An 18,188-nucleotide genomic window follows, 5' to 3' on the forward strand; every position below is an offset into this window, starting at 1 on the left:
GGAATTATTACATGGGCAGCCATGATTCTGAGCCAGCTAAGAAATTATTGATCGTAGCTTTTCCAAGCTGCTATTCATCTGGCAATAGCAAAGCGTACTATACGGCAGGCAAGTCTATCGTAAGTTGATGATATAAGAGCCATTCCTTTACTTTCCCCATATACATTTTTAGGTAATTTTCTGAAAGAAAGATGTTGGCAAAGTTATCAAACCTTTCGGCCTGCACACCCAGGTAGTAAATCCAGATAGCCAACCCGGCATAGGGTATTAAAGGAATTTCTGCCTCCGGAATAGCTGTAATCTCCTGGTAGCCTTTCAGAAATAGGTGCCGTTTTCTTTCGTAGTCCGCTTTATCCGGTTGGGTATGGAACAGTTGCATGCAGAAATAACCAATATCCCAGATCAGCCATCCATTTCCACAATTATCAAAATCAAACAAAGTGATCTGGCCATCATCAGTAATGCTCATGTTATCGTACCATATATCCAGGTGCACTACACCAGTTCTACTGGCAGAAGCGGCAGCCTCCTTAAATACAGCATCTAATTTGTTAGCCGATGCCTGAATAAATTGCATGTCTGGTAAAGACTCTGGGAAATATACTTTTGCCTGCTGATAGGCTACCTTTGCCAGCGTGTGAGTAGTATAGGTTATGCGGTTAATTTGCCGGCCAAGCGTTACTTGATGCATCCGGGCCATTGTTGAGCCTATCTGGTAACACAACTCTCCGGTGAGGTTGCGGATTTTGCCTCCGTTTGCAAAAGAAAATAACACGGCATAGCGTATTCCTTCCGGCGCATAGATTTGATGAATATACGTATTATTTGTATCAGGAATGGGGTAAGAAACAGCTATACCAGATTCTTTCAGCAAATTTAACAGCCTGACTTCTTCGGCAATATCGGTTAGTGTGCGCCTGTTATAGCTATATACCCGCAAAATATACGTGGTTGCCGGCTCGCTTACTACATAGGTATGGTTCATATTGGTCCGGAGCAGCCTACAGGTAGTTTGCGTAGGGAGGTTATATTTTTCTATAGCCCATACGGCCAGATGCCTGGCTGATAAGGTAGAATCTATTACAGGAAAGGTAGACATGCAGTAGAAAATTTGTAAGGAACAGGAGGAATAATATATAGATCAAAGACATAATATTTATCAATATTCTCCGATAACTATATTATCTAGTTGGTTCCCAAATATACTCTCCTTGCTTATTTATATACCCGTAATGAAAGTTGTCGTAGTTATCGCCAATTATTACCTCAGAGAGTCCGTTTTTAAAATCTTCAATATGTGTAAAAATAGGTTCTATAGTTATATTTCCTTCCGTATCTATACACCCATATTTTTTATTTCTACCCTTTGGCTTAATTACAGCCATACCTTCATTGAAGTGGGCGCCTAGAGCAAATTCATAAGGAATTACTATTTCACCATCTTGATTAATGTATCCGTAAGTGTTATTCCATACTGCACAAAGCCCTTCAGAAAACCGAATATCTGCTCCTTGAAACTTAGGATCAATGATTATGTCATTGTTTTTATTAATAAACCCATATAAAGCTTTTTTAGTAGCTTTTCGTGTTGAAGAATTCTTAAGTAAAACGGCGGCTTTATTTTCAATAAATGGTCTTGCATATTTATAAATGGGAGGTATAATGAATCTATCGCTACTATCTATGAATCCCCATCCACCTTCTTCTTCACAATTGATGAGGCCCTCATTGTACTTAGAATTTAAGTAATATCTTTCACTGAATTTGATTTTACCTGTTTTGTCAATAAAATTACTTTTTAATTTAACAACATCCATTACCCAAGCAAGTCCATCTTTGAAACTATCACACCTGTAGAAATTCGGTTGAATAATAAAATTTCCATTTCTGTCTATGTAACTATATTTCCCTTTGTATATAACTAAAGCCAAGCCTTCTGAAAAGCCTAATGCCATCTCATATTTAGGTTCAATAATAAAGTTGCCACTTTCGTCAATAAAACCTGCCTTGTCTCTTACCATCACACTTGCTAACCCTTCTGAGAAATCCCGGCTTCCAAAAAAGTCGAATTCAAAGTCGATTATTATTTTACCAGTTCGATCTATATAACCTGACCTCCCATTTTTCTTTGCAGGATATAAGTTAGGGTTTATTATCATTTAGATACTTCAAGGTGAGTACTAAGTAAAATTTAGCAAAACATAAATTCAAATCAGAAAAGATGCTTCCTTCGTCAGCATGACAATAGGGCTAGAAGCAATCTAGGTTAAGGATATTAGAAGGAGAATCAATTCAACACCACCTCAATACTGCTGCCCGGCAGGATGTGGGTACCTGCTTGCTGAGATTGGGAAACTACCCTGCCTCGGCCCCGGTAGTTTACTTTTAACCCTTGGTTTTCTAAAATATACAGGGCATCCTTTAGCGTCATTCCGGTTACATCAGGAACTTCATCTTTGCGGGCCAGTTTGTTTTTCCAGCTAATAGAGTTGTCGCTTACATTGGCTACTACCCACTCTTCCAGTTCGCGGCCATGGTTGGAAATCCCCATCTGGTTGCACAAATACCGCAGGTCTTCAAAATGCCCGGCTTTCACCAGCGGAAAGGCTGTACTTTCTGGAGCAGTTTCTGCCGTTAATAATTTATGCATTTCCAGATCACGGGCATACACCTTATCGGCAATCTCTTTAAATACCGGTGCAGCCACTTCGGCACCATATTGCCGGTAGCCTTGCGGGCCATCTATTACTACAATACAGCTATACTTAGGTTTATCTGCCGGGAAATAACCTGCGAAGGAAGTGTAGTACTCTCTGGTATACCTGCCGTCTTTCAACTTCTGGGAAGTACCTGTTTTACCGGCAATTTTATAATCGTTGTTGCGGATACTTTTAGCAGTGCCTCTTTCTACTACGCCCTCCAGCATTTTGCGCACAATACGCAAGGTGCGGTCAGAGCATACTTTTTCGTTAATTACCCGTGCCTGGTATTGCTCTTCAGCATTGTCGGTAATGCGGGCTTCTTTCACAATAATCGGCTGAATCATTTTGCCATTGTTGGCTATCGCATTATAAAAAGCCAGTATATGCAGCGGCGACATTTTAGACTCATAGCCTACGGCCATCCAGGGCAAGGTAATGCCGCTCCAGGTCTTATCTTCCGGCCGTTTAATGTAGGGTACGGCTTCGCCCAGCATCTGAAAACCTAAGGGCCTGGTAAGCCCAAAAGCATCTAAATATTCAATATACCGCTGGGCTTTTCCCCGGAAATGATCCCGCATCATCATGACAAAGGCCACATTGGAGGAATGCTCAAAGGCTTGTTGCACCGTAATTTTCCCATAGCCTCCTGGTTTGGAATCATTCATAACGGCACCATTGTAGCGGAAAGTGCCATTACCAGTATCAATGCTGTCGGTTGGCTCTATCTGGGTTTCTTCCAGTAAAGCAATCATAGAAGGAAGCTTAAACGTAGAACCAGGGTCAGTACGGCCTTGTTGCCCTACCACAAAATTATAGGTTTCGGCATAGCCTCCATTTTTTAGCTTACCCAGATTAGCCATAGCTTTTATTTCGCCAGTAGCTACTTCCATTACGACCACACAGCCATAATTTGCCTGGTGATCAGTTACTGCCCGGTAAAGCGCATCTTGCGCCACATCTTGCAGGTTAATATCAATAGTGGTCTGAATGTCCCAGCCTTGTTCAGGGGGTACTTCTGAGCCATCGTTGAGTGGTTTCCAGCCACCACCAGCCATGCGCTGAAACAGGGCTTGTCCATCTTTACCGGCTAACTGTTTGTTAAAACTAGCTTCCAGGCCTACCACGCCTTTGCTCTGCTGGTTTACATACCCTATGGTACGGGTACCCAGGGCAGCAAATGGATTAAAGCGGCGGTCGGTCCGTTCAAAAATTACGCCTCCTTTGTAGCGGCCAGCCCGCAGGATAGGCCAGGTTTCCATCTGTTTCTTTGTCTGATAGTTGATCATTCTCGAGTTCAACATCAGGTATTTCCGCTTCTCCTGCCGGGCATTATTGATTCTGCGCTTGTATTCTTCTGGCGAACGGTCTTTGAAATGAACAGACAGCAGGTATGCCAGCGAATCTAGGCCTTGTTTATACAGTTTATTGTCGGCTACACTAGGATCTAACGCTAAGCGGTAAAAAGGCAGTGAAGTGGCCAGTAGATTTCCATTATCAGAAATAATGTTTCCCCGGGTAGCTTTTACTTTCTGAAAATTAATTGTTTTTTCTTGGGCCATGTGCCGCCATTTATCGCCCTGAACTAATTGCAGGTGAAAAATTTTTCCTACAACTGCCAGGGAAAAAAGAAATACCATTAAGAAGGCAATCCGCACCCTGACTAATATGGAGTTCTTAATGTTCACAGTAGTATATGTTGAAAAGTAAAGAATCTTAAAACTCGAAAACGATAGTTTAATCCATGTATGATCACTCTAAAAATAATTGAAATACAGCAGTTCTGTGCAAAAAACTATACATTATTCTTATTTATTCGCTTATATGTTTCCAAATTATCCTATTTATTCATTTTCCTCTTCTTCTTTTTTTCTGACAATAATTTTATAAGGTGGTTCAGAGCTTTCGGACAAGCCCATGGGCGCTACTTTTCTGGCTACTTCCGATTGCTTGCCTTCATATTCAAAACTGGCCCGCAGGGTAATAAATTCGGCCCGCAGATCATCTACTTCCAATTTTAGTTTATCCAGGGCGCGCACCGTTTTGTCGGCATAGTGAATATTGCCTATATAAAAAATTCCCATAGCCGCCGTAAACAAAATATAGGGGATATATTTTACCGGCAAGCCATTTTCGAAGATAATGCCAAGCTTTACATAGCTTTCAATAAACTTGAAAAAACTGCCTCCTTTCTTAGTTTTCTTGGGGGGTGCTACCGGTTTTTTCTCTTGTTTAAATGTATTTACTGCCATAAATTTTTACAGCTTAATGCCGGGTAGTGTGGTCAAAGAATAAACTTGCTCCTTGGTTTCGTACGCTACACAGCTCATTGTAGGAAAAGGGTATTATTAAAGTAAAATCTTTATTATTCGCTCTGGGTGCCTTAGCCATTAATGCTTTTTTTATATCCGCTCTGCTATCCTGAGTTTGGCACTTCGGGCCCGGTTATTTCTGGCTACTTCTTCTTCACTGGCTTCTACAGGCTTTTTGGTGACTGGCCTGAGCGGCACCTGCAAATTGCCAAACATATCCTTCTCTGCTTCGCCTGAGAATTTTCCTTTGTTTATAAAGTTTTTTACCAGCCGGTCTTCCAGCGAATGGTACGACATTACCACCAGGCGGCCTCCGGGTTTGAGTAGTACTACAGTTTGCTCAAGAAACTCCTCCAGTACCCGCAACTCTTCATTTACTTCTATGCGCAACGCCTGAAATACCTGAGCATAATATTTATTTTCCCGCCCTCTGGGAGCAAACTTATTCAGTATGGCTTTTAACTCATTTACTGTACCTATGGGTCTGGCAAAGCGTTCTTTTACGATAGTGGCCGCCAGAGTTTTCGCATTTTTCACTTCGCCATACATCCCGAATATTTTATGCAGCTGATCTTCTGTATACAGGTTTAGTATAGACTTAGCAGTAAGGGATGCACTACGGTCCATCCGCATATCCAGGTCGGCCTGGAAACGTGTAGAAAAACCTCTTTCCGGAGAATCTATCTGATGAGATGAAACCCCCAGATCTGCAAGTATGCCATCTACCTGCCCGGCCCCATATAGCTTTAGATACCTGCGTATATGCCTGAAATTAGCCTCTATGAAGGTAAACCCCGGATGTTCTATTTCTTTGGCATTCTGTGCAGCATCAGCATCCTGATCGAAGGCAAAAAGCTTACCGCCATTGAGTTTTTCCAGAATGGCTTTGGAATGGCCGCCGCCACCGAACGTTATATCTACGTATGTACCTTCCGGCTTTATCTGGAGCCCGTCTATACATGCTTGTAACAGTACTGGTTGGTGATACACGTACAACTAATTATGAATTATATACTTAAAACTGAGCAGATCTGCTCATGATGGTTTAACAAATGTAACGAAAGAAAGCAGAAAACTGATGCAGTTGCCTGAAAAAAGGGAATTCCGGTAAGCCCACAAATCGGAAAATCGGTTATACGTTCATTGTGAATGAGTTGCAAAAACAAGCAAATTTTTTTCCAAGAATTTTGCTACAAAGTGGTTACTTATGCCGTAGACAGCCATTAAGCCCTGAATCTGGAAGCCTACTCTGCAAATACTAAGAGCTATCAGTTGCTGGAGAATTTTGCAATATTTTTTCTACAAAATAAGCGGAATCATTAAATAATTATAAAAAATAGTATATAATTGGAAGTTTTTAGAGCAAATTACTTAACTACTCATTAAATCAAACCTTTTTATGAAAAAACAAAGTACCTTCACCAAACGTCTTTTCGCTCTGGGAGCGATGTCTGCTGTATTTTTTTGCACAGCCGGAAACTCTGTTAGTTTTGCCCAAACTATTGAAAAACAAGAAATTTTAACTGCTGAAGCCCCTGTTTTCACAGCCAGCGCTGAAGAAGATGATGCGCCTGCCGCTGCTGGTACGAATGCCACCATGGAATCTGCTGCAACTGAAGAAACCACCGCTTCAACTCAACACGCAGCTCCTGCTAAACAAGAAGTAAAAGCTGGCAAAGAAAACAAAGTAAAATCTCTGCCTGCTAAAATTCTGATGAAAACAGCCGTAAAGAAGCTGGAAAAAGCACAAAAGAAAATGGATATTAAAGCTGAAAAAGCTGCTAAAGAAGGCAAAGCCATGGATCAGCAGGTAAAAGTAGGTATCATCATTGCTGTGGTAGGGCTTTTACTAATCATCGTAGGTGCTGCTGCTTATAGCGGTGTACTGGCCGGGTTAGGTAGCTTGGCATTGGTAGTAGGCTTAGTAGTAATCTTGCTGGCTGCCTTGGAAGTAATTTAATCAGGAAAGCAACAGGTATAGTAAATATTTAGCTGGAGGGCTGTAAAAGTATATCTTTTACAGCCCTTTTTCCGTTTGTACAGCTTATCATACACTACTAATCACCAGTACCTAAACCTTTCTATCATGAGAAAAATTATCTCTTCTTCTGCGATCTCCATCCGCTGGATGGGATTGTTTGGTTTGCTATGCGTATGGACGTCTTGCAGCTCTCCTAAACTTGCACAAAATTCAACCATTCACAACCACGCCTACTTGTCAGAAACAACTGAATCGCCACAAGCGGCACAAGCCGGGCCTGAAGCCACTATTGCCGACGATGTAGAACTGGTTGCCAGCAGTGACCCAACTATGCTGCCGGCGGTATCTGAAAATTTAGCTGCCTCTGTAAATGAGCTAGCTATAGAAAACCCAAAACTAGCCCGCAAAGTAGCTAAACTAGCCCGTAAAGTAGAAAAGCAGGCGGCAACTTCTGAAAATGTAGTGCAGCAGGCCAGTGCGAAAGATCAACATGCTGCCAAACAACTGCTGGCTAAAGCAGAAAAAAAATTCGACATCATGAAAGCAAAAAAAGCCAATGCGCCTCAGGCGAATACTACCTTAGTTGCGTTGGGTGCTCTGCTAGCAATTGTCGGTCTGGTGCTGGTTCTGGCTACTTCTGGCACAGCATCCACCATAGGCATACTTGCCTTAGGAGTAGGTGTTGTCCTCTTAATTATCAGCTTATTGACCAATTAATAATCCATACAAAAGCAACGAATCGTATAAAGCCTGATAGATTCTATCAGGCTTTTTGCTAACTTAGCCATTTATTCAGGCGCTTATGCAGCATTCACAGATTTCTGAGTTCGGATACATTCTGCTCTTTATTGTAGGAGCAATAGTATTTGTCATTGTAGCCCTAACAGTTGCCCGCCTGATCCGGCCTAACCGCCCCAATGTAGAAAAACTTTCATCGTATGAGTGTGGCGAAGAACCTGTTGGCAGTGCCTGGGGGCAGTTTAATGTGCGGTTTTATATTGTAGCTCTCATTTTTATTTTGTTTGATGTGGAATTGGTATTTCTTTTTCCATGGGCAACTGTATTTGGCAACCGGGAGTTGATACAAGCAACCAACGGGCTCTGGGGATGGTTTGCCCTGGCTGAAATGTTCCTGTTTGTGGGCATACTGGTTCTTGGCCTGGCCTATGCCTGGGTAAAAGGGTACTTAGACTGGGTAAAACCACAAATAAAAACTCCTACCTTCAAAACCAATGTACCTGCGCAGCTATATGAACAAATAAACCGGAAGTACGCCGGAAAGTCACCTGTAGCTCAACCTCTAGAGCAAGCAGAAATAGAAAGCTAACTTTTTGACACTTAATTATACAGTATTATATAGTTTATAAAACGAGTAATTCTTTTCTTTATATCTATAACCCGAGCACCTCTTTCAGCTTGGCATAGCCGTTGCGGCTTACGGGAATTTGCGCCCCTGTACGCAACACAGCTATATAGGAATCTTTCTGGTAAGGATCTATCCTGGTAATGTGCTGAATTTGCAGAATGTAGGAACGGTGAACCCGTACGAATAACCGGCTATCCAGTTGTTGCTCAAAATAGTGCATGGTTTTATTTTTCACAAACATCCCTTGCGCGGTATGAATTTTCACAAAATCGTCGTAGGCTTCCAGGTATTGTACTTCCTGCACTGGAATAATGGATATTTTACTTCCTGTTTTTACCACAATCCGGTCTTGCTGGGCTGGTGATTGAGCCACGGTTTCCAATAAAGCAGTTGTTTTAGCTAAGCTGGCATCTGCATTGGTCCGCTGTTCCATCCATCGTTGTAAGGCTTTATCGAACCGTTCTTTGGTAAAAGGCTTAAGCAGGTAGTCCACTGCATGCGCTTCAAAGGCACGTAAGGCATATTCATCGAACGCCGTAGTAAAGATGACGGCAGGAGGCTTGTCTACTAATTCCAGCATTTCAAAGCCATTAATTTTAGGCATCTGAATATCCAGAAAGATTAAATCCGGTTTGTGTTGCCCAATGGCTTTTACACCTTCAAATCCATTGTTACACTCTTCCACTATGGTTAGTTGCGGATACGCTTGCAAATATTCAGTAACAATCATCCGGGCCAGCGGTTCGTCATCTATCAGGATTACGCGGGTCATTTCTGTGGTATCGTTAGTTGGGTGGTAAATGTATGATGTTGTGCTTTTGTTTCGAGCAAATCGTTCCGGCCAAACAGCAGAAATAATCTCCGCTGTACGCCACTTAAGCCAAAACCTGTACCCTGCCTGGGGTTGGCCGTATCCGGGTCGTAAGGATTTTGGATAGTAATTACCAGATGCTTATCCATACAAGTAGCCTGCACCGTAATAGTTACTGTATCAATGGTATCATATAAGCCAAATTTAATGGCATTTTCTACTACTGGCTGCAACAGCATAGGTGGCAATAGCAGGCTTGTACATTCTTCGGTATAGTCAATTTCTGTAGAGAGCCGGTGCCCAAAGCGTACTTTCTCAATATTTAAATACAATTGCAAATGCTGAAGCTCTTCTCCCAGACTTACCCATTGCTCTTCTTCCTTGCGTAAAGTACCTCTCAGAAAATCCGACAATTGATGAATCATTTTGCGGGCTTCTTCAGGCCGACTCCCGGCCAGGGCACTTATTGAATTAAGGCTGTTGAACAGAAAATGCGGCTGTAATTGCTGCCGGAGCTTATACAACTCTGCTTCTCTTGCCAGTTTCTCTGCATCCAGTTTGCGCTGCTCCTGTAATTTCTGATCTTGCCGGTTGTACCATAAGGCACTGATCATAGCAATCCAGCCCAGCGTGAGAAAAGCAATATCGAAACGTACAATCAATGATTTTTCCAGAAACAACAAATACTCTCTTTTGCTGGAGAAGATAAGTGTAAGCACCTGGTAACTGATAAATAACCATAAGCCAGCTAAGAATAAACACCAGATTAATAAGTAAACATACCGGTCTTTTTCAGGCCTGTAATACCGTAAGTTGTTGCTGATAAGTAAGCAAGTACTTGCCAGCAAGAGGTTAGTAAGCAAGCTATCGGCCAGGGCAATGGGCCAGTCTATTGCAAAACTGTATAGGGCATATGCCTGCAAGAGAGCCAGCAAAAGCCAGCAGGCAACAAACACAGTTTTTACATTAGCATCTGAAACAGGAGACTCAGCCACTTCAATAAGTATTAAAAATAGTTAGTATTTCACGTGCTGCTACAGGGGTTGAGATATGGCAACCATTATGAAAAATGGGCAAAAGATCTGCCGGCAATTTGTGCTGCCCGCTGGTGCACAGACTCAATGTACTGGTCCGGATCGTGCGGCTCAGCTATGCGGTAGTGTAGTTCTAATCCGTCTTTGAGATTACCCAACACCGATAGTTCAACTACATTAATAAACTGCCATTGTACTTTTTGCTGTTTACTGTTTAAAAAGGTATCCTGCCCTTGTGCACCCAATGCTTCTGCTTTTTCCAGGGCCTGTTGCCAGTTTTCGGCAGACAGCAAACGCAGTTGCTCATCAAACTGCGGGCGGTGCTCGCCTTCCCCACTAATGATGCGGAATATAAGTTTTGCTAAATACCAAGTCATATACTACTGTGTTAAATGAAAGAATATGTATAAGTTAAAAGTTGAAGCCCAAATAAAAGGCGCATATGTGTTCAGCGGTTAATAGAGTTTACCTGTGTAGCGCATATGCCATTTCCGGAATACTACATACAGCACCAAAAAACACACAAGCAGTTGCATGCCGGTAAATAGGTAGTTTTGCAACAGCTGCCCCAGAGCCGGAATCAGCGAAGCCGATATGGCATCTTTTTGCCCGGCTATTTCCGGTTTAAGGTTCAGCAGAAAACCAAGTCCGATAATGAAAAAGGAATGTGCCATAAGAATGTTCGTATAGGCTTATACTTGTCTTAGCCAAAGTTTTGTATCTCTATCCCCCCAAATAAGGCAGTTCCTTTCAACACCAATACTTTGTCGGGATAGGCCCGTGAAATATGTTGTACCCGTTTGTCTTCTATCCCTCCGAAGATGGCCGTCATTTCATCTGATACCACGTCCCAGTGAGAAGGAATAATAATTTTGGTACCTCCAAATATTTGTACAACCTCCAGGATTACCCGGCCTTGTATATCTGCCTGACTCAGGTTTATTTCCACACCACCTACAATTGTTACTACTTCCCCTCCTATAAAATTCTTCGAAAACACTGTTTTTTTACTCCCGCCGAAAACAGAAACCGCTTCCAGATGCTCACCCGATGGATCAGCCTGCGCATGTGTATAGGTATGCACATAAGGCGGTTCAGTTACAGGTTCCCAGTGTGCATGAGCTTCTTGGAGGCGTTTAAACTTCCACCGATGGGCTTTTCCAAACATCACCCATAAACCCAGGCAAATAATGGCAGCCGGAGCAATGTACCTGGAGATATTGATATTGGGCAGAGCCCGGTCTATTAGAAAAGCTATACCTACTGCAAAAGGCAGCAACCAGGATGAATTGGCAAACTGAGTTTTAGCACCTATTACCAGGCTAACCACAATTAAGATCATGGGCCAGCTCAACAGCCAAGATGGAAAGAAATAGCCTAACTGATGTAATAGTAAGATGGTGCCTGCGCCTATTAATATAAAGCCCGCCAGTACTTTTCCTGATCTGGGCCGTGAAGATGTCTGTTTATTGTCCATTTATTTTTAATTTTGATCAAAGATATACCGGCGGCCAACAGAAGTCTATAGCTACCCGGGTAATACGTACCAGAAATCCGGTAAACAGCGGAAAAAAGTCGGTGAAAATGTCTTGAGTATTTTTGCCGGTAGTGAGGTGGTTTGTTAAGCAGGTTTCTTTCCGGGAAATGGGTATGAAAAGGCGGATGAGTATACCTTTGTTTCCTAATAATTGTACCGACGAACGAACTATTCGGTGTAAAAAAAGCATTCAGCTAATACAGCAGCAATACAGTATAGCTATTTTTTATTCTATCTATAAATTTACTCTATGGGATTGTTAGATCAAAAGTTTGGAACAGGTGGCGTAGTCATTACCAGAACAGAAGATTTACTGAACTGGGCCCGGCTTTCGTCTTTATGGCCGATGGGTTTTGGTCTGGCCTGCTGTGCCATAGAAATGATGTCTACCTTTGCTTCCGGTTACGATTTGGATAGGTTCGGTGTTTTTCCCCGCCCTTCTCCCCGTCAGTCGGATGTGATGATTGTAGCAGGCACGGTAACGTTTAAAATGGCCGACCGTATCCGCCGCTTATACGAACAAATGGCTGAACCCCGCTACGTGATCTCAATGGGTAGTTGCTCTAACTGTGGTGGCCCTTACTGGGAACACGGCTACCATGTAGTAAAAGGCGTAGACCGCATTATTCCGGTAGATGTATATGTGCCCGGGTGCCCGCCGCGCCCTGAGGCATTAATTGGTGGCATTTTGAAACTGCAACAGAAAATCCGCAATGAAAGCTTAGTGGCGCCGAATGCATTGCTGCAACTGTTAGAGAAAACAGCCACAGTTGATTCAGCCAGCTAACCCTTTTCCCGAGAGATGACATTTATTTCGCATACAGGCAATGGCCGTAGGTTTGTTGTGTCTGACATACATGGTTGCCTGAAAACCTTCAGGCATCTTCTGGAAAACCGGCTTCAACTAACTTCTGCAGATCAGCTGTTTTTACTAGGCGATTATATAGACCGGGGCGAAAGCAACGCCGGCGTACTGGACTATATTTTACGGCTCAAAACGGAAAATTACCAGGTATATCCCCTACGTGGCAATCATGAAGAGATGATTCTGGGTGCCTGGCAGTTGCATAAGAACCAAATGCCTCCGCACATAAAATTTGCTGACAGATTATGGGATGCACCTGATCTGCTGGATGCTACAGGTGAACTTCCTGATACCTATGTAGCTTTTTTCAAGTCTTTGCCTTATTTCTATGAACTAGATAATTTTTACCTGGTACACGCGGCTATCGATTTTAAACATCCTCGTCCGTTTACAGATTACAGCACGATGGTTTGGGAAAAACAATTTTCCTATAACCCCGGGCCTAAAATAGTTGTGCATGGCCACAAAATAACTCCCCTCCCGGAGATCATAAAACGGGTAGAAAACAGAAGCCTGATTATCCCCCTGGATAATGGCTGTTATTATGGGTTAGCTAAATTCAGGAAAGGCCTATTTAATTTTGGACGCCAGAAGGAAGTAGGGAACTTGTGCTGCCTCAACCTGGATACATTTGAGCTAGTAGTGCAGGAAAATAATGAGTAATTGAAAAAAAATAGAAATTGTCATCAGTAAACTATCTCCGCTCCTTTCCAGCATATAGTATACTTCTGGATGATAGAAACCTGTGAGGTATACTACCCTCACAGATCAAATACATCAGACAGTAGCTTATAGTAGCTTATAGTGCACACCTTTACGTGTACCTGCTAATAATTACCCAGGAAACTGGCACCAAACAAGCCCCGCCCACTGAAAACGATAGTAGTGATAATAATCAACAAAGCTATACCATTAAACCAGAACAGACGCTGGTATTTTCTCACATCCCCTACTGCTTTTCTGGCGGAGACACGGGCCATGGTTATCAGTACAACAGCCAGGATCATTCCGGTAATATGTTCGGCCGTCCAGTAGCGGATATTCGGGTCCTGCATGGCTCCGCTCATAAAACGTACCCAGGGACTAATAACGTAGAGTACCAATCCCAGAATTAGTTGCGTATGAGTAGCAATCATGAGCCAGGTAGCTAACTTATAATCCCGCTGGGCAAACGGTTTTTTATTGAGCCAGCCCATTAAGGATACACCTATAACAATGACTAACAAAAGTAAAATAATGAATCGGAGTAATGAATGGGTATGAAGTAAGCCGTTGTACATAAGTAGGTTATGAAGTAGATTAAGTAATTACTTATAAATTAATGCATGAAAGGTTTGAAACAAATCATGTATATATGTCCGCTGGTATAGCAGAATGATGCATACATAGCAAAAGCCGAAGATAGAGAATAATAGGCTTTTTCTGAATTAATATTAACCTATCAATTAAACTTTATTTTTGAATTCACATAGCCTGGCAACCTACAGCTAGCGAAAGATTATATGCTAAGTCACTATGTATTAGCAATTTACTTCACACCTCACCCATGTAATTATTGTACTCACTTTACCCACTGCCATTACCAAATAAGCGCCTAGTTTTAGAGGCAGTATTCATACCTCAGACAACCCTTACAGGTCTGTACTGTTATAATCTAAACCCATCATAAAAACCAGATACTGTTACGCTCCATTTTCCGGTAGCTAGCAGCCGTCCGGTTAGATTCTCTTTCCCGATTTTCTGGCCTGGCATACACCAGGTTGATCACCTTCGCATTATCATAACACTTGTTAACTACTTTACTATGAAAAACACGTTCCTCTGGCATGTTGGCAGACCCACTCTGATATGGATAACGCTGCTTTTTGCCGAAAATTTACAGGCGCAGGATAGCTTGTATGCACACAAAAAAACATACAATTCATTTAAGGCGCCTCTCATCGAAGACAATTCTTTTTTTGTAGAAGAAGCCTTTAACCAGCAGAAAGGCATTGTCCAGTTCATTTCCACCTGCTATTTTACAAAAATCCGGCAGGGAGATATGGCCTATAGTTTTACCCATGAACTGCCGCTAAAAGGGGTAAAGCATCAATTCAGCTATACATTAAACTATTTTATGTTCCCTTCTCTGCTGCCCAATGGCCATGGGCTTGGAGATGTAATGGTAAATTACCGGTATGAACTGGCTGGCAAAAATAATTGGGCGCTGGTAACCCCCCGTCTGAGTCTGATCATTCCGACTGGGGATGTTAGCAAGGGTTTAGGTTCTGGGGCATGGGGCACACAGGTAAATTTACCAGTATCCAAAATGCTATCTAACAAGCTGGTTACACATTATAATGCAGGATTTACTTTCTTGAAGAATGCCCATTACTCCCTTGCTGAGCCATCCTCACAGGACGATTTCAGCCAACAAGACCTTACGCATTTCCATGCAGGCGCCAGCATTATCTGGCTTGCAAATGACAGGATAAATGGCATGTTAGAGTATATGTCCTCTTTCAATGATCAGTTTGATGACGCTGGCCATGTGATTAACCAACACCAGTTGTTAGTAAACCCAGGCATACGGTACGCATTTAAAGCTGGCCAAAGTCAGATTGTACCTGGTATTAGTTTGCCGATTGCCTGGCAAGAAGATCAGTCAACTACTGGTTTGTTTTTCTATTTATCTATTGAACCTGATTTTAACCTGGAGGGCAACTAGCATACCAAGCATGAAATATAAATTATCATATATTTTAACCGGAGCAGTTCTGTTAACCGGTGTTTTCATTATTTTTCTGGTACGTCTAACCAATCAGCAGATTAAAGACAGTTATGCACAAAATCAGCCTTTCATTCAAGTGAGCGATAACCTCAAGTTTAAAACTACGGTTGCTCACCTCTGGTTTGAAGAATTTATGGCTGGTGATACTACGATTAATCCTGAAAAAGATGTGATAACTAAGTTTACAGGGTCCAGGCAAATATTAACTGGTATTCTGGATGGTACAAAAACAGAACTGGGCACCTTCGAAAAAATAGCCGACCCAGATATAAAACTTACTGTCCGGCAAACAATTGAAGATATTGTAGCCCTCGAAGGATTTACCAGAGAACGGTGGCGGAGCAAACATACTAGTAAAGTACGTCTGGCAACAGATACACTTATCAATACTACAAGCCAAGCATCTTCAGGGGAAGAAGCCGGCGGAGAATTAGATACCAAGTTTGATGCTGCGTATGAGAAAACGCAGGTTTCTCTGGATGAGCTAAAAAAGCAAATACTGGCTAAAGTACGTGACGATATTCATACGACAGAAAGAGTATCTGTTATGGTGCTATTTTTACTAGGTGGCCTGTTTGCTGCCATGGCTTTCATCTTATACAAATTGCAGTCGCGTAGCGAACAGCTAGCTATGGAGCAGCAAACCAAGCTAGAAAAGGAAAAAATCCGTCTGGAGAAAATGACTGCTTTTGCAGATGCCATTGGGCAAGGCCAGTATGAAACCTCCCTCATAATAGATTCAGCTGAATCCGATAGTCTGGCTATGGCTCTTGGCAACATGAAGGATAAACTAAAAACGGTAGCTGAGGAAGACAAGAAAAGAAACTGGGTAAATGAAGGCCTGGCCAAGATGAGTGAGATTCTCCGGAAAAACCATGAAACAGAAGATATTTACACCAACATAGTGGCCTTTGTTGTCAAGTATCTGGATGCTAACCAGGGTGGATTATTTGTGGTGAATTCGTCTAATTCACAGGATGTTTTTATTGAACTGAAGTCTTGCGTTGCTTTTGACCGGAAAAAATACTTCAGCAAACGGATAGAAATAGGCGAAGGTATGGTTGGCCGCTGTGTTCAGGAAAAAGAACCTATTTATGTTACTCAGCTGCCCAATGAGTATATTACCATTACGTCTGGTTTGGGAGGTGCAAATCCGGCTTGCTTGCTGATCATGCCTTTGAAAGTAAACGAACAAATATTCGGAGTGCTGGAGCTTGCCTCTTTTACCAAGCTGGAAAGCTACCAGATAGGCTTTATTGAGAAAATAGCCGAAAGCATAGGAGCAGCCATAGCTGGTGTAGATACAACTGCCCGAACAAAAAAATTACTGGAAATAGCCCAGCAGCAAGCCGAAGAATTAAGGGCACAAGAAGAAGAAATGCGGCAGAATATGGAAGAACTCACGGCCACGCAAGAGGAAATGCGCCGGAAAGAAAAAGAATATTTAAAAATTATTAATACTGCCCCTACCAGAGAAGCCCTTAGCTTAGAGAATTCTGAAGAATAATGAGCTACACTATTGGCCCGAAAGTACACTACCAGATCCCTGAATACTATTCTGTCTTTAAGATGTGTTTCAGGGATCTGGTAGTGTATTTCTTGCGCAGGCTTTTGCTCTGGAAACCTGGCATCTACAGCAATTTTCTTCTCTATAAAAAAGGCTCTGCAAGCTAAGCTTACAGAGCCCAAAGTAATATGTACAATTGGCTTACTTAACTGTTGTTAGCCAATTACTTGTGCAGGCATTTTTGCATGAAAACTTCTGGATTTCAAATGATAGCAATTCCCTTTGGCCAGTACATGAATTACCATATTTTCAATAGAAAGAGGCTCTCCATCTTCAATACTGGTAATGGTAGAATGCTTAATATGGTGTCCGTCAAAGATCAGTACCAGACCAGAACCAATCGTTTCCATCTGATCACCCTCGGTAATTAACACGCCTGTATCTTCCCCCAAGCCTATTCCTATGCATCTGGGATGCTCTGCTACGGCTTCGGCCAGACGGCCAAACCGGCCACGGGTTACAAAATGGGTATCTATTACGACATTATTAATAAATGCCAATCCCTGAGTTAGTTTTACTGCTCCTTTTACTAAGGAATTTGAACTACTACCCCCATAAATCATGGTTTTAGACATGGCCATTGCTCCGGCACTTGTACCGGCAATAACAAAAGGCTCATTCTGGTACCGCTCCTGCAGGATCTCTAAAAATTCCGTTCCTCTGAAAAAACGGCTTAAGCGGCTCTGATCTCCTCCTGTAAACAAGACCCCATCGGCTTGCCTGATTCTATCCAGCAAACGGATGTCTTCGGCATCCTTCCGGCTTTTTATGTGCATAACGCCAATATTCTTACATCCCAGTTTTGCAAATGCCTGCACATAATTTTCACCTACCTCTTCCGGAATTTCCGAGGCAGACGTAATAATTTCTACCCGGGAGTCGGTTCCTTTCATTTCCTGAAGAATCCGGCGTAAAATACCAAACTCAAAAAAGTTCAAATAATATTTAGGAGGGTGGTTAGGCTCCGGGCATGTCCCCTTATCTTCATTTCCTCCAATTGCAATCAATTTTCCTTTGGGAATACGTATACTCATCTAATGCACTTTATTTAAATAGTATTAAATAATTACTTGCCTATTATTTATACAAAACTAATACCATTAAAAGTTTGCTGCTAATTTTTTTATTTTAAAATGTCACATCTTCACGATTTATTCGTATAAAACAATAATTAAAGTTTATCACAAAAAAATTATATTTTTATCTACCAGCCTGCGAATATAACCACCTACTTATAATCCCATCA

Annotated in this window: 20 protein-coding genes; 7 read left to right on the forward strand and 13 right to left on the reverse strand. The window is 42.1% G+C overall.

The features are described from left to right. Positions 1-97: 97 nt before the first annotated feature. The 5 genes from Q0590_RS06060 to rsmH form a co-directional block, all read right to left on the reverse strand. A complete protein-coding gene (locus tag Q0590_RS06060; protein ID WP_302036603.1) occupies positions 98-1,099 on the reverse strand; it encodes a phosphotransferase in 1,002 nt (333 codons plus the stop codon). An 82-nt stretch (positions 1,100-1,181) separates the two neighbouring features. Beyond that, positions 1,182-2,159 carry a WG repeat-containing protein gene (locus Q0590_RS06065; RefSeq protein WP_302036604.1) on the reverse strand — a complete coding sequence of 326 codons (978 nt, stop codon included), beginning with the start codon at positions 2,157-2,159 and terminating at the stop codon, positions 1,182-1,184. Positions 2,160-2,287: 128 nt separating this feature from the next. Continuing rightward, on the reverse strand, positions 2,288-4,387 hold the full coding sequence (locus tag Q0590_RS06070) for a penicillin-binding protein (protein WP_302036605.1): 2,100 nt from the start codon (positions 4,385-4,387) through the stop codon (positions 2,288-2,290). Between the two features lie 156 nt (positions 4,388-4,543). Further along, entirely contained in the window at positions 4,544-4,951 is a 408-nt protein-coding gene (locus Q0590_RS06075) for an FtsL-like putative cell division protein (protein ID WP_302036606.1), read from the reverse strand. 150 nt (positions 4,952-5,101) lie between these two features. Continuing rightward, positions 5,102-6,007 (reverse strand): 16S rRNA (cytosine(1402)-N(4))-methyltransferase RsmH, encoded by a 906-nt coding sequence (gene rsmH / locus Q0590_RS06080; protein WP_302036607.1) that lies wholly within the window; start codon positions 6,005-6,007, stop codon positions 5,102-5,104. Between the two features lie 403 nt (positions 6,008-6,410). On the opposite strand from rsmH, the gene Q0590_RS06085 reads away from it, so the two are divergent. From Q0590_RS06085 to Q0590_RS06095, 3 genes are all read left to right on the forward strand, one after another. Continuing rightward, entirely contained in the window at positions 6,411-6,971 is a 561-nt protein-coding gene (locus Q0590_RS06085; protein WP_302036608.1) for a hypothetical protein, read from the forward strand. A 126-nt stretch (positions 6,972-7,097) separates the two neighbouring features. Then, entirely contained in the window at positions 7,098-7,709 is a 612-nt protein-coding gene (locus Q0590_RS06090) for a hypothetical protein (protein WP_302036609.1), read from the forward strand. Positions 7,710-7,794: 85 nt separating this feature from the next. After that, a complete protein-coding gene (locus Q0590_RS06095; protein ID WP_302036610.1) occupies positions 7,795-8,319 on the forward strand; it encodes an NADH-quinone oxidoreductase subunit A in 525 nt (174 codons plus the stop codon). 64 nt (positions 8,320-8,383) lie between these two features. Here the strand turns inward: Q0590_RS06095 and Q0590_RS06100 are convergent, their stop codons facing one another. From Q0590_RS06100 to Q0590_RS06125, 6 genes are all read right to left on the reverse strand, one after another. Then, positions 8,384-9,130 carry a LytR/AlgR family response regulator transcription factor gene (locus Q0590_RS06100; protein ID WP_302036611.1) on the reverse strand — a complete coding sequence of 249 codons (747 nt, stop codon included), beginning with the start codon at positions 9,128-9,130 and terminating at the stop codon, positions 8,384-8,386. Beyond that, positions 9,127-10,164: a sensor histidine kinase gene (locus Q0590_RS06105; protein WP_302036612.1), complete on the reverse strand. Its 1,038-nt coding sequence runs from the start codon at positions 10,162-10,164 to the stop codon at positions 9,127-9,129. Before Q0590_RS06105 ends, Q0590_RS06100 begins: the two co-directional genes overlap by 4 nt. A gap of 65 nt (positions 10,165-10,229) precedes the next feature. Beyond that, entirely contained in the window at positions 10,230-10,580 is a 351-nt protein-coding gene (locus Q0590_RS06110; protein WP_302036613.1) for a DUF4288 domain-containing protein, read from the reverse strand. A 78-nt stretch (positions 10,581-10,658) separates the two neighbouring features. After that, positions 10,659-10,877: a hypothetical protein gene (locus Q0590_RS06115; protein WP_302036614.1), complete on the reverse strand. Its 219-nt coding sequence runs from the start codon at positions 10,875-10,877 to the stop codon at positions 10,659-10,661. Between the two features lie 29 nt (positions 10,878-10,906). Beyond that, positions 10,907-11,680 carry a LiaF transmembrane domain-containing protein gene (locus tag Q0590_RS06120; RefSeq protein ID WP_302036615.1) on the reverse strand — a complete coding sequence of 258 codons (774 nt, stop codon included), beginning with the start codon at positions 11,678-11,680 and terminating at the stop codon, positions 10,907-10,909. A 16-nt stretch (positions 11,681-11,696) separates the two neighbouring features. Further along, complete coding sequence (locus tag Q0590_RS06125; RefSeq protein ID WP_302036616.1) at positions 11,697-11,930, reverse strand: hypothetical protein; 234 nt, start codon at positions 11,928-11,930, stop codon at positions 11,697-11,699. Between the two features lie 60 nt (positions 11,931-11,990). Here Q0590_RS06125 and nuoB point away from each other — a divergent pair, with 60 nt between their 5' ends. Both nuoB and Q0590_RS06135 read left to right on the forward strand, forming a co-directional pair. Further along, positions 11,991-12,527, forward strand: a complete 537-nt coding sequence (gene nuoB / locus Q0590_RS06130) for an NADH-quinone oxidoreductase subunit NuoB (RefSeq protein WP_302036617.1) — start codon at positions 11,991-11,993, stop codon at positions 12,525-12,527. A gap of 15 nt (positions 12,528-12,542) precedes the next feature. Then, positions 12,543-13,268 (forward strand): metallophosphoesterase family protein, encoded by a 726-nt coding sequence (locus tag Q0590_RS06135; protein WP_302036618.1) that lies wholly within the window; start codon positions 12,543-12,545, stop codon positions 13,266-13,268. A 164-nt stretch (positions 13,269-13,432) separates the two neighbouring features. On the opposite strand, the gene Q0590_RS06140 is transcribed toward Q0590_RS06135, so the two are convergent. Next, positions 13,433-13,885 (reverse strand): cytochrome B, encoded by a 453-nt coding sequence (locus Q0590_RS06140; RefSeq protein ID WP_302036619.1) that lies wholly within the window; start codon positions 13,883-13,885, stop codon positions 13,433-13,435. 524 nt (positions 13,886-14,409) lie between these two features. Here Q0590_RS06140 and Q0590_RS06145 point away from each other — a divergent pair. Continuing rightward, complete coding sequence (locus Q0590_RS06145; protein ID WP_302036620.1) at positions 14,410-15,312, forward strand: transporter; 903 nt, start codon at positions 14,410-14,412, stop codon at positions 15,310-15,312. 10 nt (positions 15,313-15,322) lie between these two features. After that, positions 15,323-16,882, forward strand: a complete 1,560-nt coding sequence (locus tag Q0590_RS06150; RefSeq protein WP_302036621.1) for a GAF domain-containing protein — start codon at positions 15,323-15,325, stop codon at positions 16,880-16,882. A gap of 215 nt (positions 16,883-17,097) precedes the next feature. Here the strand turns inward: Q0590_RS06150 and Q0590_RS06155 are convergent, their stop codons facing one another. Beyond that, positions 17,098-17,976, reverse strand: a complete 879-nt coding sequence (locus tag Q0590_RS06155; RefSeq protein ID WP_302036622.1) for a cyanophycinase — start codon at positions 17,974-17,976, stop codon at positions 17,098-17,100. Positions 17,977-18,188 lie beyond the last annotated feature (212 nt).

Source organism: Rhodocytophaga aerolata (genome assembly GCF_030503435.1).
GTDB classification, from domain to species: domain Bacteria; phylum Bacteroidota; class Bacteroidia; order Cytophagales; family 172606-1; genus Rhodocytophaga; species Rhodocytophaga aerolata.